16 protein-coding genes and 1 tRNA gene are annotated in these 19,259 nt (G+C 65.4%); 8 read left to right on the top strand and 9 right to left on the bottom strand.

Going from position 1 to position 19,259, the window contains the following annotated elements; all coding sequences use genetic code 11:
- Positions 1–85: 85 nt before the first annotated feature.
- Positions 86–397 (bottom strand): hypothetical protein, encoded by a 312-nt coding sequence (locus ACLJEU_RS18410; protein ID WP_414660047.1) that lies wholly within the window; start codon positions 395–397, stop codon positions 86–88.
- Positions 398–473: 76 nt separating this feature from the next.
- Positions 474–1,436 carry a sugar phosphate isomerase/epimerase family protein gene (locus ACLJEU_RS18405; RefSeq protein WP_414660048.1) on the bottom strand — a complete coding sequence of 321 codons (963 nt, stop codon included), beginning with the start codon at positions 1,434–1,436 and terminating at the stop codon, positions 474–476.
- Positions 1,437–1,578: 142 nt separating this feature from the next.
- Here ACLJEU_RS18405 and ACLJEU_RS18400 point away from each other — a divergent pair, with 142 nt between their 5' ends.
- Complete coding sequence (locus ACLJEU_RS18400; RefSeq protein ID WP_414660049.1) at positions 1,579–2,400, top strand: alpha/beta hydrolase family esterase; 822 nt, start codon at positions 1,579–1,581, stop codon at positions 2,398–2,400.
- A gap of 56 nt (positions 2,401–2,456) precedes the next feature.
- On the opposite strand, the gene ACLJEU_RS18395 is transcribed toward ACLJEU_RS18400, so the two are convergent.
- The gene (locus ACLJEU_RS18395; protein ID WP_414660050.1) at positions 2,457–4,058 is read right to left on the bottom strand and encodes a glycoside hydrolase family protein; all 1,602 of its coding nucleotides are present in this window, start codon (positions 4,056–4,058) and stop codon (positions 2,457–2,459) included.
- Between the two features lie 117 nt (positions 4,059–4,175).
- On the opposite strand from ACLJEU_RS18395, the gene ACLJEU_RS18390 reads away from it, so the two are divergent.
- A complete protein-coding gene (locus ACLJEU_RS18390) occupies positions 4,176–5,282 on the top strand; it encodes a 6-phosphofructokinase (RefSeq protein ID WP_414660051.1) in 1,107 nt (368 codons plus the stop codon).
- A 188-nt stretch (positions 5,283–5,470) separates the two neighbouring features.
- Here ACLJEU_RS18390 and ACLJEU_RS18385 read toward each other — a convergent pair whose 3' ends face one another.
- From ACLJEU_RS18385 to ACLJEU_RS18375, 3 genes are all read right to left on the bottom strand, one after another.
- Positions 5,471–6,133, bottom strand: a complete 663-nt coding sequence (locus ACLJEU_RS18385; protein ID WP_414660052.1) for a HEAT repeat domain-containing protein — start codon at positions 6,131–6,133, stop codon at positions 5,471–5,473.
- Between the two features lie 21 nt (positions 6,134–6,154).
- A complete protein-coding gene (locus tag ACLJEU_RS18380) occupies positions 6,155–7,429 on the bottom strand; it encodes a Gfo/Idh/MocA family protein (RefSeq protein ID WP_414660053.1) in 1,275 nt (424 codons plus the stop codon).
- Between the two features lie 221 nt (positions 7,430–7,650).
- Positions 7,651–8,631 carry a LysR family transcriptional regulator gene (locus ACLJEU_RS18375; RefSeq protein WP_414660054.1) on the bottom strand — a complete coding sequence of 327 codons (981 nt, stop codon included), beginning with the start codon at positions 8,629–8,631 and terminating at the stop codon, positions 7,651–7,653.
- A gap of 50 nt (positions 8,632–8,681) precedes the next feature.
- Between ACLJEU_RS18375 and ACLJEU_RS18370 the strand changes: the two genes are divergently transcribed.
- The 4 genes from ACLJEU_RS18370 to purE are packed head-to-tail and all read left to right on the top strand — an operon-like array spanning position 8,682 to position 11,696.
- On the top strand, positions 8,682–9,668 hold the full coding sequence (locus ACLJEU_RS18370) for a sodium-dependent bicarbonate transport family permease (RefSeq protein WP_414660055.1): 987 nt from the start codon (positions 8,682–8,684) through the stop codon (positions 9,666–9,668).
- On the top strand, positions 9,665–9,967 hold the full coding sequence (locus ACLJEU_RS18365) for a P-II family nitrogen regulator (protein WP_414660056.1): 303 nt from the start codon (positions 9,665–9,667) through the stop codon (positions 9,965–9,967). Before ACLJEU_RS18370 ends, ACLJEU_RS18365 begins: the two co-directional genes overlap by 4 nt.
- A gap of 2 nt (positions 9,968–9,969) precedes the next feature.
- A complete protein-coding gene (locus ACLJEU_RS18360; protein ID WP_414660057.1) occupies positions 9,970–11,166 on the top strand; it encodes a 5-(carboxyamino)imidazole ribonucleotide synthase in 1,197 nt (398 codons plus the stop codon).
- Positions 11,163–11,696: a 5-(carboxyamino)imidazole ribonucleotide mutase gene (purE, locus tag ACLJEU_RS18355; protein ID WP_414660058.1), complete on the top strand. Its 534-nt coding sequence runs from the start codon at positions 11,163–11,165 to the stop codon at positions 11,694–11,696. Before ACLJEU_RS18360 ends, purE begins: the two co-directional genes overlap by 4 nt.
- Before the next feature lie 216 nt (positions 11,697–11,912).
- Here purE and ACLJEU_RS18350 read toward each other — a convergent pair whose 3' ends face one another.
- Positions 11,913–12,506 (bottom strand): TetR/AcrR family transcriptional regulator, encoded by a 594-nt coding sequence (locus ACLJEU_RS18350; protein ID WP_414660059.1) that lies wholly within the window; start codon positions 12,504–12,506, stop codon positions 11,913–11,915.
- A 141-nt stretch (positions 12,507–12,647) separates the two neighbouring features.
- Here ACLJEU_RS18350 and ACLJEU_RS18345 point away from each other — a divergent pair, with 141 nt between their 5' ends.
- Together ACLJEU_RS18345 and ACLJEU_RS18340 are read left to right on the top strand one after the other, a co-directional pair.
- Positions 12,648–13,469 carry an oxidoreductase gene (locus ACLJEU_RS18345; protein WP_414660060.1) on the top strand — a complete coding sequence of 274 codons (822 nt, stop codon included), beginning with the start codon at positions 12,648–12,650 and terminating at the stop codon, positions 13,467–13,469.
- A gap of 50 nt (positions 13,470–13,519) precedes the next feature.
- Positions 13,520–14,521 (top strand): NADP-dependent oxidoreductase, encoded by a 1,002-nt coding sequence (locus ACLJEU_RS18340; protein WP_414660061.1) that lies wholly within the window; start codon positions 13,520–13,522, stop codon positions 14,519–14,521.
- Between the two features lie 85 nt (positions 14,522–14,606).
- Here the strand turns inward: ACLJEU_RS18340 and ACLJEU_RS18335 are convergent.
- A tRNA-Gln gene (locus ACLJEU_RS18335) sits at positions 14,607–14,680 on the bottom strand.
- Positions 14,681–14,776: 96 nt separating this feature from the next.
- Complete coding sequence (locus ACLJEU_RS18330) at positions 14,777–19,105, bottom strand: S8 family serine peptidase (RefSeq protein WP_414660062.1); 4,329 nt, start codon at positions 19,103–19,105, stop codon at positions 14,777–14,779.
- Positions 19,106–19,259 lie beyond the last annotated feature (154 nt).

The raw sequence follows: 19,259 nt of genomic DNA, 5'->3' as shown, positions 1-19,259 counted from the left end.
GTTCACCTTTTCGGCGGAGGTGGCTGCGAGCGCCAGCGAGTGGACGAACAGCCACTCGCTGGCGCTCGCCGCCCCGTGTTCGGTCTCAGCGCCGCGAAGCATCCCCGCCTTCGTCATTGCGAGCGCTGGCCATGCGTTCGCAGATGAACGTGTGCGCCTGGTCGGCGATCTTCGCGAGCAGCAGCAGGTCGTCGCGGCCGAAGCTGTCCGTGTCGTGAAATTTCTTCTCTTCGTCCATGTAGGTGCGAGCGAAAGTGACATTGAAAAACGCGCGCTGGTCGGCGCCGTTTTCCCACACGGCGGCTTTGAGGCGGCCGAGGCGGAGCGTTTTGATCGGAGCGGGAGCGGCGGGCGCATTGCGCGCAGACGCCTGGGGCGGGGAGTATTTGGGCGGCATGGAAGTGCGCCTGAACTGTTGCGAGCAACGCGGGCTCGCGCCAAGGACCCCGCGTACTGAATTCAGGGGGCCCTGCTCAGGCGAAGGCGGCGCGGAGCGTCGCGATGCTCTCGGGCACGGCGACGTCGGGGTCCGCCTTGCCTTCCATCTCGAGCGCGACCCAGCCGGTGTAACCGGCGCGCTGCAGGATGGCGGCGATGCGGGTGTAATCGAGATCGAGCGAATACCATTCGCCGCCGCCTTGATACGTCTTCGCCTGCACGTACACGGTCTGTGGCGCGATCGCCTCGAGCTTCGGATACGGGTCCTCGAGAAAGTTGCCGGTGTCCATGAGTCCACCCAGCCAGGGCGACTTGATCTGATTGAGGATGCGCAGCAGCCCCTCGGGCGTGCGGGCGAGGCCCCAGTGATTCTCCAACGCGAGGACGACCCCGCATTGTGCGGCCTTTTCCAGACAACGCTCGATGCCGTCGATGCACCACTTGAACCCTTCGTCCTCCGTGTGGCCCGGCAGCACCGGCTCGATGCCGCGGTTCGCCATCAGGGCATCGAAACTCCGCGTCGTGCCCCAGCGGCCGGTGTTGATGCGGATGCACGGACACCCGAGTTCGTAGGCGAGCTCGATGCACTTCTTCGTGTGCTCGACCTCCACCGCGAGTTCCTGCGGGTCGGCCTTCACGAAACTCTGGTGCGTCGACACGCAGCAAATCTCGAGACCGTTCCGGAAGGCATGACGCTTCAGGCCGTGGAGGTAGGCGCGGCCGGCGGCATCCAGCGGGGCGCGTTCCGCGATCGCCATCTGGCGGTGGAGAATATCGACGCCCTCGACGCCGATCTCGGCGGCGCGATCCATGACCGTTTCGATCGGCACCTTGGTGGTCTTGAAGTGCCAGTACGAGTAGGTGGCGATGCCGAGTTTGATCCGCTTGCGACGCGCGGTCGCGGCTTTCGTTTGCGCGGCCAGCGGCAGCGAACCGAGGAGTGCAGCCGCACCGGCCGCGACTGAGGACGTGAGGAAGGAACGACGATCGATCGACATGGGTAAAACGGGGTGCCGCGAGCGGGACAGGATTCCCCGCCGGGCGCAATCACGGTCGGCTGCAAAACGACGGTAAACTCGGCCGGCCGCGGACGTCGTGCGTTACTCCTGACGCGTGGCGGCGTCATGCCAGGCACTCGCCATGACTCCCTTCCTTCTCGCCTTCACCGGAACGTGCCTGCGCCGTTGGATTTTCCTGTTCACACTGTGCGGCACCCTCGGCGGACTCGCGGTCGCCGCGGAGGCGCCCGCGCGCCGCGAATGGAACGTGGACGGCGTCACACGCACCGGGCTCGTATACGCGCCGGCCGCGGCGAAGGGCCAGCCGACGCCAGTGGTCTTCGCGTTTCACGGCCACGGCGGAACGATGCAAAACGCCGCGCGCAGTTTTTCGATTCACACCCAGTGGCCGGAGGCGATCGTGGTTTACCTGCAGGGCGTGCCGACGCCCGGTCAGCTAACCGATCCCGAGGGAAAACGCGCGGGCTGGCAGGGGAGAGCGGGCGACCACGCTGACCGGGATCTCAAGTTCTTCGACACCGTGTTACGTGAGCTCCGCAGCGAGCTGCGCGTGGACGACCACCGGATTTACGCGACGGGCCACTCCAACGGCGGCGGTTTCACGTACCTGCTGTGGGCGACGCGTGGCGATACGTTTGCCGCGCTGGCTCCGTCGGCCGCGGTCGGCAGGTTCACGCGAAACGATCTCAAGCCAAAGCCCGTGCTGCACATCGCCGGGCAAAAGGATCAACTGGTGAAGTTCGCGTGGCAGGAGGCGATGATCGCCGTGCTGAAAAACGTTAACCAGTGCGGCGCGGGCGAGCCATGGGACCGGGACTGCACGCTCTACGCGTCGCCCGTCGGCGCGCCCGTGGTCACGATGATTCACGCGGGCACGCACGCGTATCCGCCCGCCGCGCCGCCGCTGATCGTGAAGTTTTTCAAGCAGCACGCGAAGCCTTGATCCCCTGGGACCGCGGGCGCCCCCGCCCGCTGAACGTCCGATCATATCCCGCTTGTTTACCGCACAAACGCCGCACTGTAAGCGACGACGTTCTTCCCCGCCACGCGCAGCCGGATGTACTTTCCCTTCAGGGCGTCGAGCGTGGCGTGGTTCTTCCACCCGATTTCGCGCCGCAGGCTGTCGCCCGTGACCGGCACGCAGTCGGCCAGCGCGAAGCCCTCGTAGTCGCCGCCGTAGCCCGGACGCTTGATCGAGACCGTGACGTCGCTCGCGCCGGCGAAGTTGAGCAGGAGCCGGCCGCCGGGGCAGACAAAGGGCAGCGTGGCGAACGAGCCGTCGTGTTCCGTCTGCTGGCCGACGAGGCGATCCTTGCGAAACGTCGCGTACGCGAGCGACGGCCGCTGCGCGGGATTGCCCCCGGTGTCGGCTGTGTCGTGCCGGTCGGCCGACGCGTAGTAGTAATACCGATACTCGTCGCCAACGAGAATCGGCTCGGCGAGCCCGACGTACGCGCCGCCGCTGTCGTAGGTCCCGGGCGGGCCGGGTTGCAGCAGCCGCGGACGCGACGGCATGCGCCGCCAGGTGTGGGTGTCACCGCTTTCGATCAATTCGATCCACGTTGTCTGCGTCGTGACGTCGTAGAGATTCAGAAACCCGAGTGTGCGACCGCTCAACGTGAACGTCGATTGGTTGTAGAAGTTCGTCCCGTCGTGGTCACCGTGATCCGGCGTCACGATCCATTGCGGCTCGGTCCACGTGCGAAAATCGTCGCTGGTCGCGAGCATCCGGCTGCGGCTGTTGCCGAGCCGATCCTTGAGGAACGCGTGGTACCGGCCGTTGCGCGGGTCCTGCCACAGTGACGACGCATCCTGGCCCGGCAGCACCGTGCCGGTGAACGTCCAGCGCAGGCCGTCGGGCGACACGAAGAGGCCCGGACCGTTCAGGTCGCGGTTCCTCGTATCGAGGTGAAACATCATCAGCTTGTACCGGCGCTGCGGATCGGGGTCGCGGAGATCCTCGATGACCGAGGCCGAGTCGTTGTAGTAGGAGGCCCAGGTCAGGATGATGTTGTTGCCGGGAAACTGATCCTGAAAATGGAGATTCAACGCCGGCCGCCGCCACGTGAGGCCGTCGTCCGACTCGGCATAGCACACCACGCAGTGATTTTTTCCCTGCATGGAATTGTCCACGAGCACGGCGCCGTCCTGTGCGCCGGGAAAATCCGTGCCGTAGAAAAATTTGAACTTACCGTCGATCTGCGAGCGGATCACGCTGCCCCAGGCGATGCCGCTTTGCTCCCACGGCATCTGCGCGGTCATGACCGGATTGCCCGCCGGTTTCCGCAGCGGCTCGAAACGGTCGTAGGTGTTCTTGCGCTCGGTGATGTTGCCCGGACTGAACAGTACCTCGCGCAGCACGGTCCCGGCCGACGCTGCCGTCGCGGACGCGGGCGCAGCGGGCGCTTGCACTGGTCCGGCGAGGGCGACCGCGAGCGTGAGCATGAATGCCCGGAAGCAGGCCGCGCGCGCGCAACGGGAAGGAAACGGAGTGACGGAGCGACGGGAATGGCGGTTCATGATTGCGAGGCGGGTGCGTTCAACCGGATCGCCGGAGTAAGTCCACTTGAGTTCGGCGAGGCGGGTCGTGGAGGGGCGCATGGGTGGCAACGAAGGGCGTGGAGCGGGAGGAGTTGCACTGCTGCGGAAGCGTCGCGCCCACGGCGATTTGACGTAAGGCCGATCCCGGATCGAGTCGATAATGCCGTTTGCGCAACCATGAAGACCCGCATCGGCATTCTCACTGGCGGGGGCGACTGTCCCGGCCTTAACGCGGTGATTCGTGCGGTGGTGATCGCCGCCGCCAAGAACGCCTGGACGACCTTCGGGTTCCTCGGCGGCTTCGAGGGCCTGCTCAATCCGGTCCGGGCCCGGGTGCTCGATCCCGATGACATGGACGGTCTGCTCTTTCTCGGCGGCACCATCCTCGGGACCAGCAACTCCGGTCGCTTCGCCGCCAAGGTGGGACACGGCGAAAAGCGCGAGATCGATCACGCCGTGATCGTCGAGGCCAAGGGGAATTTCGACCGGCTCGGCCTGCGGGCGCTCGTAGTCGTCGGTGGCGACGGTTCGCTCTCCATCGCGCAACAGCTTCACGACGGCGGCGTGCCCGTCGTCGGCGTGCCCAAAACGATCGACAACGACATCGCGGGCACGACGGTCACGTTTGGTTTCGACACCGCGGTGTCGTTTGCGACCGACGCCCTGGACCGCCTCCGCTGCACTGCGGCGAGCCACGAACGCGTCCTCGTATGTGAAATGATGGGACGCTACGCGGGGTGGATTGCGGCGCATAGCGGCATCGCCGGCGGTGCCGATGCGATTTTGATTCCGGAGATCCCGTTCAATATTGAGCGCGTCTGCGAAAAGATTCGCGAGCGCGAGAAGGACGGGAAACGTCACTCGCTCGTCGTCGTCGCGGAAGGTGCGCGGCAGGACGGCGGGGAGTTTGTCACGCAGGGTGCGCCCGCCGCGGGCATCGGCCCCGGTGGTGGCGCGTTTCGCGAGGCCCGGCTCGGTGGCGTGGCGACGATGGTCGCCGATGAAATTCAAAAGCGCACCGGCAAGGAAACCCGCGTCTGCGTCCTCGGTCACCTGCAGCGTGGCGGTGTGCCCACGACCTTTGATCGCATGCTCTGCACACGCTTCGGCGTCGGGGCCGTGCGGCTGATTTCCGAGGAACGCTTCGGCGTGATGGTGGCCTCAGTGCCGCCCGATACCATCGGTATTCCGCTGCAGGAGGCGATCGGTCGCCTCAGCACCGTGCCGCCGGATGGCGATATCGTCCGCACGGGGCGGGCGCTGGGCATCAGCTTCGGCGATTGAGCCGCGGGTTGGGAGTGGGATTGTGGGACCGCGACCGCCCTCGGTCGCTGCATGAGGGTAGCGACCGGGGGCGGCGCGGGCCCAGCTCACCGTTCCCAAGGCAGGGAAACGAGATGGAAGCGCCGCGGGCGGGGCAGGACAATGCGAGCGCGTTTTTGTGCCGAGTCACGCGCGCTGATTTCCGGGAGTTATCGCCCGGGCGTGAGTGCCGCCATCTGACTTTGTGCCACCATCGCGAGGTGACCGGAAGGGAGGGAACGCGTGACGGCCTGCAGCAAGTCGCGGGCGGCGGCGGCGTGGCCGTCCCGGGCCAGCTGCGAGGCGGCGGTAAACGCGGCGTGCGCCGCCGGCACGCGCAGATCGGCGGGGCCAGCGGCGAGGATCGTCTGCAGGGCTTTCGCCGCTTCGGTGGTCCCAATCATTCCAAGCGAAGCGACCGCTTCCGCGGCGACGCCCCGTTTTGCATCCAGCGCCAGTGCTTGCAGCTCGGATACGGCGGCGCTTTCGCGGCGAACACCGAGCGAGTTCACTATGCCGCTCAACGGTCGGCCGCTCGCCGTGCGCAGGGCCTGGCGCAGGGCTTGGCCGGCGGAGGGATCCTTGATGGCCTCGAGGCCGCTGCGCGCGTAGTCGGCCAGGGGTTCATGATTCAGGAGCGCGGCCAAGGCCGGCACGGCTTCGGGTCCTCCGTACACGCCAAGTTCCTGACAGGCGCGGGCTTTTTCCTGCACCCCGGCCTCCGAGTTGAGCACGCCCAGCGCCGCGGTTGCGGCCGGGTTGATGGCGGTCGTGGTACAGCCGACCAGCGCGAAGACGACGACGGCGGGGATGAAGGAGCGAAGGGCGTTCATGGATTTAACTTCAGCGAGTTTTCAGCCATGCCAGGGAGCGCGACGCGCTCGGCTGCACATGCGATTCGCATCGTTGTCGTTCACGAACGACTCGGTGACGGGATCGAATTGCACCTTGCGGCCGAGCCGCCAGCCGATGGACGCGGCGTGGGAAATAATGTGGCCGCGACGCGTGACCTCGGCGTTGGCGGCCGGTTTGGCGCGCGACTTGACGCAGTCGAGGAAGTCGCGGACGTGCTTGCTCGGATCGGTGCCGGCCATCTCCTTCGGCGCGCCCGCCGCCAGCAGCGACGGCGATGACACCGCGATCTTCCCGGTATCGGCGGCTTCGACCCAGCCTTCGTCACCTTCGAAGCGCACCGGACAGGTTCCGGGGACGACCCAATTGCCTTCGCCTTTGAAACCGGCGAGCCGCATGACGAGCTTCACGCCGCTCGCGTAGCGCCCGTGGATCGTCTGGCCTTCGCCTTCGAACTCGACGGGCGTCGTGTGGTCGGCGCTGGCGGCCCACTGACACAGATCAACGGTGTGCGCGCCCCACTCGGGCAGCGCCGCGCCACCGTGGAAATCATAGTAGCCGCGCCAGCGACCCTGGACATAGTCCTTGTTGTAGGGGCGCCACGGAGCCGGGCCCAGCCAGCGATCCCAGTCCACGACGTCGCGGGCCGGCTCAGGCTCGGCGGGCAGCCACTTGTGGCTTTCCTGGAGCGGGAGGATGCCGGCATGGACCGTATGAATCTTCCCGAGGCGCCCGCTACGCGCGAGCTCCGCGGCAAAACGGAAGTTGTCCACGTTGCGTCGCTGCGTGCCCGCTTGGAAGACGCGTCCGTAGCGATTGATCGCATCGGCCAGCTCCTGGCTTTCGCGGATCGTCATGCTGCAGGGTTTCTCGCAATAGATGTCCTTGCCGGCCTTGGCGGCCAGGATGCTGGCGAGTGCATGCCAGCGATCGCCGGTGGCGATCAGCACGGCATCGATGTCGGCGCGGCCAAGCACCTCGTACATGTCGCGGGTCTTGACGCAGTCCTGATTGTTGTACTGCCGGTTGGCCATCACGCGAACGACCTCGCGGCGCGCTTCCTGCACGTCGGCGATGGCCACGAACTGAACGTCGGGCTGGTTCAAAAACGACTTCAAGTCCTCGCGTCCGCGCGGACCGATGCCGATGCCGGCGAGCACGATGCGGTTGCTGGGTGCGACCGCGCCGTTCCGGCCCAGGACGGCGGCGGGAATGATCGTCGGCATGCCGAACGCCACGGCGGTGCTCTGCAGAAAGTGTCGGCGGGTGAATTTCATGGGCGGAAAAGCTCGGGTATCGACGGAACGGAGACAGGAGTTGCAGGGGAGCACGGGCGGGGCACCGCACCGTGGAGTCGTGATTCAGTATGGTCCGGTTCGGCGCGAGGGTCTGCGCGTCCCTTGGCCAAGCTCACGCGAAAATTGAGGAGTTCTGTCGTGTGACCACACCGCTTGCCCGGCCGTCTGGTCAGTCTCTGCAACCAGGTGAAGCGCAGCTCTTATCCGTTCGCTTGCGGTCGGCCGCGGGCGTTGGATCCCAGGATCTGCAGCCGCGCGCGAAACGCCTCCACGATCGTGCCGAGCCAGGCATTCTCAAACCGCTTCCTGGCGGTCAGGGCATAGAAGCGTTCCACCAGGCCAGGGACGCGCAGCATGAATTTGATCTGCCGCGACTCCAGTTCCCGCTCGACGACAATCTTCGAAACGAGGGCCAGGCCCTCGCCCGACAGGGCCAGCAATCGCAGCAACGCCATGTCGTCCACCTCCGCGCGCACCTCTGGTTCGATGCCCGCCTTTCGCAGCAGCAGATCAAAGTCCATCCGCACGTGGCTCTGGTGACTCGGCAGGAACAGCGGCCGTCCGCGCAGGAAATGAGGGAATCGCTGCCTGGTTCCTTTGAGCGGTCGGCCACCGACCAGAAAGACCGGCACCTCGCCGAGCAGATGGTTGAAGACGTTGTGCTCCTGATCGGCGCGAAGCGGGATGTTCGACAGCACCAGATCCAGCCGGTGCTCCCGCAGCTGACGCGCGAGCTGGTCGAGTCCTCCCGCGACCACGACCACCTTGGTGCGGTCGCCCGCCAGGAGCGGTTGAATGAAGTCGAACTGGAGGTTTTTTGAAAGCGGCCCCACCGCACCGAGGCGCAGGACGCGCTGCTCCCCACGGTTCGCACTCCGGAAACTCGTCATCAGCTCGCGCCCCGTTTCGAAAATCGTTTCGGCATGCTGCAACGCCACCTGGCCGGACTCGGTGAGGTGCAGGGTCCGGCCGCGCCGTTCAAACAGCGGCTGCCCCAGCCATTCCTCCAGTTCGCCCAATTGCTCGCTCAGGGTGGACGGCGAGATGTTCAACGCCTCCGCCGCCCGCGTCATGCTGCGGTGCCGGGCGATCATCCAAAAATGCCGCAGATGGTGGTAATTGAGCCATTCCGGAGTTTCCAGCATCTCGACCATGCGTTCGGGGTAACCGAACGATAGCATCGGAACAATCTGTTTTTCAGAATCTCCTCCGGTTGTTACCATGATCCCACATGGATCTCTTCTCCGCGCTCTCGGCCAATCTGCTCTCGCCCGCGGTCCTGTTCTTTGCGCTTGGACTGGTGGCGGCGGTGTTGCGGAGTGATTTGAAGTTTCCGGAGGCGCTTTATGTCGCCCTCACCATTTATCTTCTGACGGCGGTGGGGTTCAAGGGCGGCGTCGCGGTCAGCGAGGCGGGCATCGGTACCGTGCTGCTTCCCGGTCTCGCCGCGATGTTGCTCGGTGCCGCGATCCCGCTCTGGGTGTATCCTTTGCTCCGTTACGCAGGCGGGTTTCGTCCCGTCGATGCGGCGGCGGTCGCCGCCCACTATGGGTCGGTGAGCGCGGTGACCTTCATTGCGGCCACCAACTACCTCAAGAGCATCGACGTCCCCTACGAAAGCTATGCGACCGCGTTTCTCGCCGTGATGGAGTCACCTGCCATCATCGTCGGGGTGCTGCTCGGCAAGGTGTCGGTCGCACGCCCGGAATCCGTCTTTGCCCATTCATGGAGAACGGTGATGCATGAGGCCCTCTTCGGTCGCAGCGTGCTGCTCCTGGTCGGCGGGCTGGTCGTCGGAGCGTTGTGCGGGCCGGCCGGGATGGAAAAAGTCGGGGCGTTTTTCGTGACTCCGTTTCAGGGCGTGCTCGCGCTCTTTTTGCTCGAGATGGGTTTGGTGGCGGGTCAGCGGCTCGGCGACCTGCGCCGGGTGGGGCCGTTTCTCATCGCCTTCGGCATCCTGGTGCCGCTCGTCCACGGCGCCCTGGGTGTGCTGCTGGGCAAATACACCGGACTGAGCGTCGGTGGCTCGACGCTGCTCGGGGTGTTGGCCGCGAGCGCCTCGTATATCGCCGCTCCGGCCGCCATGCGACTTTCGCTGCCGGACGCCAACCCCACGCTTTACCTCACCGCTTCCCTCGCGATTACGTTTCCCTTCAACATCACCATCGGGATTCCCATCTACTACGGAATTGCCCGCTTCCTGCTCGGCCCTGCATGAAAACCCATCCCGTAAAACTCGTCACCATCATCTGTGAGGCGCTCGCGCGTGATCCGCTCGAGCGTTTGCTCCGCGACGTGGGAGCCCACGGCTACACCGTTTTCAGCGTGGAAGGGGAGGGGCGGCGGGGCCGGCGCACCGCGGACATCCTTGAATTTACCAACATTCAGGTCGAGGTGATCGTGCAGCCTGCCGTCTCGACGCAGCTTCTCACCCGGCTCGAACAGGAGTTCTTTCCAAAATTTGCCATGGTCGCTTACGAGACTGACATTCATGTACTCCGCCGGGAGAAATTTTGACCATGCACGAAACGTACGAACAGGAAGGCCTGCCACCCTCTGCCCGCCCGTTCGCGAGCGCCCGCCTAGGCATCATCGGCGGTGGACAGCTGGCCCGCATGACAGCTCTCGCGGCACTTCCGCTCGGCTGCGAAGTGAGCGTCCTTGAGCGCAACCCGTTCAGTCCCGCCGCCCAGCTCATCCCGCTGACCGTCACGGGCGATTGGAGCGACGACGAGACCCTCCGCCGATTCGTCGCGCAGGTGGATGTCGTCACGTTGGAGAACGAGTTCGTCGATGCGGCCGTGCTTCGTCGCTTGGAGGACCGCGGGCACAAGGTGTTTCCGAGTGCTGCGTGCATCGCTCTCACGCAGGACAAACTCCTGCAGAAGGAAGCCCTGGTGCGGGCCGGCCTGCCCGTCGCGGAATTCTGTGCCGTCGACTCGCCAGCGCAAATCGCAGCCGCCGGAGAAAAATTCGGCTGGCCCCTGGTGCTCAAGACCCGGCGCAACGGCTATGACGGCAAGGGTAACGCCACGATTCACTCGCCGGCTGGAATTTCAGCCGCGTGGGAGACGCTCCGGGGCGATGACCAGGCCTTGCTGGTCGAGGCATTCTGGCGTTTCAGTCAGGAGCTGGCCGTGATTGTGACGCGCGGCCGCGACGGCAACGTCGTAACCTATCCCGTGGTTGAAACCGTGCAGCGTGATCATGTGTGCCACGTGGTGCGGGCGCCGGCTGCGATTGCACCGGCCTTGGCGGATCAGGCCGCCGAGATTGCCCGGCGCGCTGTGACCGCGGTGGGTGCGGTGGGCAGTTTCGGGGTGGAGCTGTTCCTCTCGGAGACCGGTGCCATCGCCATCAACGAACTCGCGCCGCGGGTGCACAACTCCGGCCACTACACCATTGAAGCCTGCGTGTGCTCACAGTTCGAAAATCACGTGCGCGCCGTGCTGGGTTGGCCCCTCGGGAGCCCGCGCTTGATCGCCCCGGCCGCCGTCATGCTCAATGTGCTCGGCATGCAGCGTGGCGGCGGCCGCCCGCTGGGTCTGGAGCAGGCGCTCGCCGTTCCCGGTGCCTTTGTGCACCTCTACGGCAAGGCGCAGTCTGGGGCGGGTCGAAAGATGGGACACATCACCGCCCTCGGCCAGACCACGCGTGAGGCCATGGCAACGGCGCAGGAGGCCGCGCGCGCCCTTTACTTCGAACCGATCACATGAAAACCAACTCTCAGCCGCTCGTCGGCATCATCATGGGCAGCGATTCGGACTGGCCGACCATGGAAGCCGCGCTCAAGGCCTGCGCCGACTTTTCGATTGCCTGCGATGTGCAGGTGGTGTCGGCGCATCGCACGCCGGACGACATGGCGCGCTACGCCAAGTCCGCCCATCGCCGCGGGCTGCGGGTGATCATCGCGGGGGCGGGTGGCGCCGCGCATCTGCCGGGAATGGTGGCGAGTCACACGCCCCTGCCGGTGATCGGCGTGCCCGTTGAGAGTCGGAGCCTGAAGGGACTCGATTCCCTGCTCTCGATCGTGCAGATGCCAGCTGGCGTTCCGGTGGCCACCATGGCGATCGGCGGCGCGCGGAACGCGGGGCTGCTCGCCGTCTCGATTCTAGCGACGTCCGATCCGCGGCTGCAGGCAAAGGTGATCCGTTTCAAGCAAGGTCTCGCCGCCGAATCCCGGCGCCGCGGCCGTGAGCTGCGTGCCCGCATTGCCGACAATCGCGCCGCGCCCGAACCAAAGTGACCGCCTTGCTCCGGCCAATACCGCTTTCAGGTGGGCTCACATCGGGCAGCCGTAGGCCATGAGCAAACCGGCCTCGACGGCCCGGCGAAGGGCTGCCCGACATGGATAAAATCGAGAACGTTTGAAGCGAATCAAACCGACGCGCTGCCCGTTTCGGACGCAGCTTCCTCAATTCTAAAAGGAGTCGTGGGCTTGACCGACGTCTATTCCTGAAGGCTAACCCAAGTGTGGCCCAGCGCCTTTTCGGGCATACCGATTGAGAACCTCCGTGCGGCAGACCTCGAGGATCTCGTCCGCCAGCGATGAGTCGTCGGGACAGGCTCGCGACAGCACCAGCGCGCCCACGACATGCGCAAGGGTGTCGATCCGCTTGGCGCGCGCTTCCCGTTTTTCGCTTTCGCTAAGGGAACTCTCTTCACGCGCCAGGATTGCCAGTTGATTTTCAATGCCCGCGGCAAAGGCCTGCTTGATTGAATCAGGCTGACGGGCCGCATCCCCGGAAAGGGCCGCGAACGTGCAGCCATCGCCACGCGAATCGCGGTGGGGCCGGGATAGGTATTCCTGAATATACTGCGGCGCGTTGACGCCCGCGAGAGAGGCTACCGCCCGCGAGAAGCCCACACCGGCCGCTTCGGCCATGAGGTCGGCCTTGGAGCCAAAATGCTTGTAGAATCCACCGTGGGTAAACCCGGCCGCCGCCATCAAGTCCGCCACGCTTACGCCGTCGTAACCGCGCTCACGGAAGAGGGTTGAGGCTGTGTCCACAATGCGTGCCCGGTTCTCAAGTGCCTGTGCTTTGGTGACTTTCATTTTATGAGCTCCTGCGGAAAACCAAGGCCTCAAGGAAGAAAGATGTCAAACGTCATCTAAAGTGCTTGACGGTTAGATTATGATCATAATCTATGTGCGCCGTAGCCCAGCTACCTGACCAAAAACTCGATTCCTATCCACATGACCTCGACCTCTGATCTCACCGGCAAAGTCACGCTCGTCACCGGGGCCTCATCTGGCATCGGCCGAGAAATCGCCCAGCTCCTCGCGGAGCGCGGCGCTCGTGTCTTCGGCACGGCCCGCAATCCAAGATCCGCCAGCCCTGTCCCGGGCGTGGAAATGATCGGCATGGATGTCACCGACGATGCCAGTGTGGACGGAGCACTGCAAAGTATCGTCCAGAAAGCCGGCTCCGTTCATTTCTTGGTCAACAATGCCGGATACGGTCTGACCGGCGCGGCGGAAGAGACCAGCCTTGCCGAGGCGCGACAGCAGTTTGAGACCAATTTCTTCGGTGTCCTGCGCGTGACGAATGCGGTGTTGCCGGGGATGCGGCAGGCCGGCTTTGGCCGTCTCGCCAATATCAGTTCCGTCGTGGGCCTGCTGCCGGCGCCCTTCATGCCGATGTATGCTGCGAGCAAACATGCGATCGAGGGCTACACCGAGTCGCTGGACCACGAGGTGCGGGGCTTCGGGATCCGGGCGTCGCTCATCGAGCCCTCGTTCACCAAGAGCAACATCAGCCACAGCGGAAAAGACGCGGTCATCCGGCTCAAAGAATACGCGGCTCAGCGCGACGGGATTTCGCGCATGGCCGAGAAGTCCATCGCGAACGGAGACGATCCGCAGCTGGTGGCCGAAGCCGTTTTCACCGCGCTGACCGCCAAGGCGCCTCGGCTGCGCTACCCGGTCGGCAAGGGCATCCTGTTGACCCGGCTCCGTCGCTTTCTCCCCGCGGGGATGTTCGACGCGGCCATCCGCAACGAATTTCAACTGAACTGACCCAACCGTGATTTGAACACACTCCGCAAGGAAACACTGCAGGCGCAGTCATGAAAGCACTTACCTTCACCCGTTACGCCAAGTCCGACAACATTGTGTTCTCCGAGATTCCTGAGCCCACGATCAAGCCGGACGAAATTCTCGTCCGCGTCCACGCGGTCGGCTTGAACAAAATCGACACGATGATTCCGAAAGGAATCTTCAAGCCGATCATCCGGTTGCAGTTGCCGGCCACGCTGGGCAGTGATCTGGCGGGCGTGGTGGCGGAGGTGGGCAGCCGCGTGACCCGCTTCAAGGTGGGCGATGCCGTCTTCGCCAGCATCTTCGACCTGGGCACAGGCTCGCTCGCCGAATTCGCGGTCGTGCCCGAGAGCGCGGCGGCGCTGAAACCGTCGAACCTGGACTTTGTGCAGGCGGCCTCGATCCCGATGGTCGGATTAACCTCCTGGCAGGCGCTCAAAGATCGGGCGCAGGTCAGGCGCGGGCAAAAGATATTCATCCCCGCCGGCTCCGGCGGCATCGGCACGTTTGCAATCCAGCTTACCAAACACCTCGGAGCCAAGGTCGGTACGACCGCGAGCGCGGGCAACCTGGAACTGGTGCGGAGCCTCGGTGCCGATGAGGTGATCGACTACAGGAAGCAGGAATTCGAGGAAGTCCTCCGGGACTACGATGCCGTGCTGGGCACCGTTACGGGTGACTCGCAGAAGAAATCCCTGCGGATTCTGAAGCCGAACAGCAATGTCGTCTCGCTCGTCGGCCCGCCCGACGTTGCCTTCGCGCGCGGCCGAGGCATGAACTTTATGATGAAGGCCGTCTTCGGTTTACTGAGCGCCGGCATCATCCGGCAGGCCAAGAAAATTGGCGCGACCTATTCATTCCTCTTCGTGTATCCCGACGGCCGTCAACTCGCGGAGATCGGCGAACTGCTCCAAGCGGGCAAAATCCGGCCGGTAATCGACGAGGTCTTCCCATTTGACCAGGCGAAGGAAGCTCTCGCGTATCTCGAAAAAGGCCGGGCTAGGGGCAAGGTCGTGGTGCAGATGAAATGAGCTACAGGTCGCTCGCGGCGGGGCGGCGAATGGCATTAAGAAGGCGGCCGGTGAGCCACAACTCCGCCACCACCGAATCGCCAACTGGCTGCCCGACATGGATTCGAACCATGACTAGGCGAGTCAAAGTCGCCTGTGCTGCCATTACACCATCGGGCATTGCGGTGAGAAAGGGAGACGGTGCGGTGCCGGTCCGGCCGGTCAAGGATGGAAACAGGCGGGTTTCACGCCCACCGCTCCACCGTTCGCTATCGTTTACGGCATCTCGTAAATTTCGATCAACGCCACGCCGGTCGTCGCCCCGACGCCGCTGACTTGCGCGGTATAACTCCCCGGAGCGAGCGTCACGAGCAGCACGGCGTCACGGCTGTTCGCGGCCAGCGCAAACGCCGCCACGTTCGAAAACGCCGCGCTCAGCGCCGGCGTGCCGCCCCAGTCGTCGTTGCTCTCGATCACGGTCGTGCCGCGGTAAAGATCGAGCCGCGGATTCGGGAGCGCGCCGCTGACAGCGAAACTGGTCAGCGTGGGACCGATGCCGCGAATCAGCACGCGCTTCGGCACGTTGCCGGAAATCGTGAAGCCAGCGATAAGCACGCCGCTGCCCGTGCCCACCGCCGCGCGGGCGGACAGGTTCACCAGCCGCGCCCCTGAACCGGAGTTGGTATCGTAGACCTCAGCGAGTGCGATGCCGGATCCGGTCACGCCCGTGATCTGCGCGGAATACACGCCGGGGTTGGCGGCGCGGAGAATCGCGGCATCGAGTGAATCAGGACGAAGCGCAAACGCTCCGACGCCGGTAAACGTGTTCGCCAGCGCGGCGGCGCCGCCGGCGGGCACGCCCCACTGATCATTCGACGCCAGCACGGTGCCTTCGGAAAACAGCTGCAGCTGCGGATCGGCGAGTACACCCGTGACGCCGAAATCCGCCAGGGTGGGACCGATGGCGCGAATCAAGACGTTCTTCGCCGCCGTCGGCGCGCCGGCCACCACGAAGCCGACCGCGAGCGTCTGCTCGCCGCTACCCGCGGTCGTGCGAACAGAAAGATTCGTGAGCTGGCCCGGCTGGCCGGCCTCAACCGTGATCATCGCGGGAGCCGAAGCCACCGTGCCCTGCGTGTCCGTCACCGCGACGGAATAACTTCCCGCCGAGCCGGCCGTGACGGTGGCGATCGTGTACGATGCCGCCGTCGCGCCCGGAATCAGCACGCCGTCCTTGCGCCATTCATACGTGAGCGTGCCCGAACCGCCCGCGACGACGCTGAGCGTGAGCGGGAACCCGAGCACCGCCGTCTGCGACACGGGCGAGGCGAACAATGTGATCGTCGACGCGGACGCCCGGCCGGTGCGCCGCGCGTTCTGCCGGTATTGCGTCCACGGGCCCGCCGTGCCGGTGCCGATGTCGAACGCATACAGCTGCTGGTCGTTGCTGCCGATGTACAGCGTGCGACCGGCGATCGCGGGCGAGGAACGCACGATGTTGCCGGTCGACCACGTGCGCTTGAGTGTGCCGTCGGGATTCACCGCGTAGATGAGGCCGTCATAGCTGCCGATGTAGATCACACCGTTCGCATCGACGGCGGGCGACGACGCGCGCACTTCCTTGCCGAGCTTGAACGTCCAGCGCGGTGCTCCGGTCGTCGTGTCCACCGCATGCAGCACGCCGTCGTAGCCGGCGAAATAGACGGTGGTGCCGCTCGGGCTGAAGGCCGGCGACGACGACGTGCCGAGCGTCGCGCCGCGATAGATCCAGCGCTGGAGTCCGTTCGGCGTGACCGAATAAAGCCGGCCCGACGAGAGCGTGCCGAAGTAAAGATTGCCGGCGGCATCGATCGCGGCCGCGGTATAAATCGGATTGTCGACGGGAAACGACCACTTCGTTTCGCCCGTCGCGGGATTCAGCGCGAAGAGCCGGTGCACTGGATTCGTGAGCGCGGGATCGTCGCAGCCGAGATAGATCGTGCCGTCGGCCCCAATCGAAACGGAGGCGTACGACGTGCCCGGAATGGCCACGGACCATTTCTGCTGCGCCGTCGTGCCGGTATCCGTGTAGGCGAACAGCCGGCCTTCGTCGGAGTGCACGTAGATCGTTCCGTCCGCGCCGAGGGCGACCGCGTTGTTCGCGTTCACCCCGGTGCCGACGACCACCTCCCATTTCTTCGCGCCGGTCGTGCTGTTGTAGGCGCGGAGGCGCGCGGTGCCGGCCTGCAGCGCGTTGCGTCCGCTGCCGAAGTACAGCGTGCCGTCGGGCGCGAGCGCGGCCGCGGACGTGTCCTGCGACGACGAACTGAGATCGATCGCCGGCCAGCGGCGGGTGCCGTCGGCATTGAACGCATGGAAAAATCCGTCCGTGCTGCCGACATACACCGCGCCATCCGGACCGATGGTGGGCGCGCACGTGATGCTGCTGCCGGCAAAGCCCTGCCAGAGCGAGTCGTTCAACGTGAGGGTGAACGGCGCAATCGTGGGCGGGGAACCGCCGCGCGCGTTGCCGTCGACCTGGATCGTGTAGGTCGTCCCGCCGACCGCGTTGACCGTCACGAGCGCGCTGGTGTTGGCGGAAGTGCCGCCGGACTCCTCTTCGTAATCGTCACTCGAACCGACGAGCGTGAGCGCGTTCAACGCGCTGCCGGTGTACACCGCGAGGAGCGGATCGAAACCGCCGCTGCTGAGCCCGATTTGGAATCGCCCCGTGGCCGGCGCCGTCCAGCGATACCACAGCGATCGCCCGCCGATCCGGCCGCGAATCTGCGGCTCGTTGGTCTCGAGCGTCGCCTGGGCGTTGGTGGCCTGAAGCAGCACGGTCGGGCCGAAGATGGATTCGGCGCTGGCGAAGTTGTCGTTGGCCGGCACCGCGCCGAGATCGACGAGCGTCAGGCCGGTGCCGCCGCCCTTGCCGCCGACGACGATCTGGTAGGTCGTGCCGCCCTGAGCGGTGAACTCCACGCGCGACGTGAGCCGCGTGCCGTCGTTGTCGTTGGAGGCAATCGGCGTGAGCGACGCGAGGGTCGAACCCGTGAACACGCCGACGACCGTGTCGTAGGTGCTGCCGGCGGTGGAGAGCCGCACGAGGCTCGTGGTCGGCGCGGTCCACTCCCACCACAGCGATGCGCCAGCGGCCTGGCCGGCGATGGCGGGTTCGGACTCGGTGGTGGCACCAGTGTTGACGGTGCGGATGGCGAGATTGCTGCCGGCGATGCGCGCGCGCGCGGCGAAGTCGTCGTTGAACGGCCGGTTGTCGGTCGAGCGCAGAGCGCGATCGAGATTGAGCCGGCCGCCGGTCTGCACCTTGCCGACAAAGGCGGGCACGGGATCGACGGAGCGCAGCAGGCGATTGACGAGTTGACGGTAGGTGTCGGCGGGAAACTGCGCCTTGAGCAACGCGAGCGCGCCCGTGACATGCGGGGCCGCCATTGATGTGCCGGAGCGCACGATGTACGGCGAGGCGAGATCGTTCGAAAGCGAGTAGATGTCGCTGCCGGGCGCGAAGAGTTCCACCGAGCCGGAGCCGAAATTCGAACTCAACGACACCTCGTCGCGGTTATTGGAGTTGGCGACCGAGATGACGTTCTCGAGCCGGAAGCCGCCGGGGTAGCCGGTGACGACGTCCATGTTGGCGCCGTCATTGCCGGCGGCAGCGACAAACAGGATGCCGGCGTCGCGGGCCTGGCGGATCGCGTCGAACTCAGCGGGATCGTACTGCGTGATCGAACTGGCGGCGGCGCCGTAGCTCGCGTTGATGATGTGCGCGCCGTTGGCGATCGCGTACTCGATGCATTCGATCGCGTCGGAGGTGACTCCACGGCCGGCGTTCGCGCCGGTGTCGCCGCGGAGGAACTTCAGCGGCATGAGCTGCACGCGCCACGCGACGCCGGCCATGCCGAGCGCGTTGTTGCCGACGGCGCCGATGATGCCGGCGACATGGCTGCCGTGGCCGAGGTCGTCGTTGGGGTTGCCGGTGTTGGTGATCGCGTTGATGCCGTTGACGTCGTCGATGTAGCCGTTGCCATCGTCGTCGCGGCCATTGCCGGGAATTTCGCGCGTGTTGCGCCAGAGATTCGCGGCGATGTCGGGATGATCCAGGCGGATGCCGGAATCGATCACGGCCACGATCACCGTCGAGGCGTCGGTGCGCACATTCCACGCTTCGATCGCCTTGATGTCGGCGCCGGTGATGCCGTTGTTCGCGCCGGAGTTGGTGAGCGGCCACTGGCGGTTGAGGTTCGGGTCGTTGGGCGTGGCGCTGGCGTAGCGAATCGTATCCACCTGCACGTATTCGTAACGTCCGCTGGCCCGCAGCCGCTCGACCGCGCGATCGACGGTCTCGCCGGCGGGCACTTCCAGCAGGCGCAGGCCGCCGAAGCGATCCCAGCGCCGCCGCGTGCGCAGGCCTTCGCGGGACTCGTCCGCATCAGCCGAGGCGCGCCGGCCCGGGAGCGGTTTCACGAGCAGCACGCCGTCCCGGAAACCCTGGGCGACCTCCTTGGCCGTGAACGGTTCGCTCGGCGGCGGCGGCTGGAGGGCGGCGGCGGCCAGCGTGCACAGGCTGACGAAACCGCAGAGGAGACGGCAAAACGCGTTTTTCAATCCGAGGAAGAAGCGAGGTTGGCTCGTACGAGACAAGCAACGCGACCCAAGGTGCAATAAAAGTGACGGGAGAACCGAGTGGTAAAGTCAGGCATGGATGGCAGGCGGGCGGCTTCGTTGGAAGCTGCCCGGAACCTGCTTCGGCACGCAGCCA

Source organism: Terrisphaera buseokensis (assembly GCF_047521145.2).
Taxonomy (GTDB): Bacteria; Verrucomicrobiota; Verrucomicrobiia; order Opitutales; family Opitutaceae; genus ER46.
This window is presented reverse-complemented; position numbering and strand designations above follow the sequence as displayed.

Bases quoted from the DNA above. Each gene is read 5' to 3' on its own strand.
- ACLJEU_RS18410 (WP_414660047.1), bottom strand. From the start codon at position 397: ATGCCGCCCAAATACTCCCCGCCCCAGGCGTCTGCGCGCAATGCGCCC.
- ACLJEU_RS18405 (WP_414660048.1), bottom strand. From the start codon at position 1,436: ATGTCGATCGATCGTCGTTCCTTCCTCACGTCCTCAGTCGCGGCCGGT.
- ACLJEU_RS18400 (WP_414660049.1), top strand. From the start codon at position 1,579: ATGACTCCCTTCCTTCTCGCCTTCACCGGAACGTGCCTGCGCCGTTGG.
- ACLJEU_RS18395 (WP_414660050.1), bottom strand. From the start codon at position 4,058: ATGCGCCCCTCCACGACCCGCCTCGCCGAACTCAAGTGGACTTACTCC.
- ACLJEU_RS18390 (WP_414660051.1), top strand. From the start codon at position 4,176: ATGAAGACCCGCATCGGCATTCTCACTGGCGGGGGCGACTGTCCCGGC.
- ACLJEU_RS18385 (WP_414660052.1), bottom strand. From the start codon at position 6,133: ATGAACGCCCTTCGCTCCTTCATCCCCGCCGTCGTCGTCTTCGCGCTG.
- ACLJEU_RS18380 (WP_414660053.1), bottom strand. From the start codon at position 7,429: ATGAAATTCACCCGCCGACACTTTCTGCAGAGCACCGCCGTGGCGTTC.
- ACLJEU_RS18375 (WP_414660054.1), bottom strand. From the start codon at position 8,631: ATGCTATCGTTCGGTTACCCCGAACGCATGGTCGAGATGCTGGAAACT.
- ACLJEU_RS18370 (WP_414660055.1), top strand. From the start codon at position 8,682: ATGGATCTCTTCTCCGCGCTCTCGGCCAATCTGCTCTCGCCCGCGGTC.
- ACLJEU_RS18365 (WP_414660056.1), top strand. From the start codon at position 9,665: ATGAAAACCCATCCCGTAAAACTCGTCACCATCATCTGTGAGGCGCTC.
- ACLJEU_RS18360 (WP_414660057.1), top strand. From the start codon at position 9,970: ATGCACGAAACGTACGAACAGGAAGGCCTGCCACCCTCTGCCCGCCCG.
- purE (WP_414660058.1), top strand. From the start codon at position 11,163: ATGAAAACCAACTCTCAGCCGCTCGTCGGCATCATCATGGGCAGCGAT.
- ACLJEU_RS18350 (WP_414660059.1), bottom strand. From the start codon at position 12,506: ATGAAAGTCACCAAAGCACAGGCACTTGAGAACCGGGCACGCATTGTG.
- ACLJEU_RS18345 (WP_414660060.1), top strand. From the start codon at position 12,648: ATGACCTCGACCTCTGATCTCACCGGCAAAGTCACGCTCGTCACCGGG.
- ACLJEU_RS18340 (WP_414660061.1), top strand. From the start codon at position 13,520: ATGAAAGCACTTACCTTCACCCGTTACGCCAAGTCCGACAACATTGTG.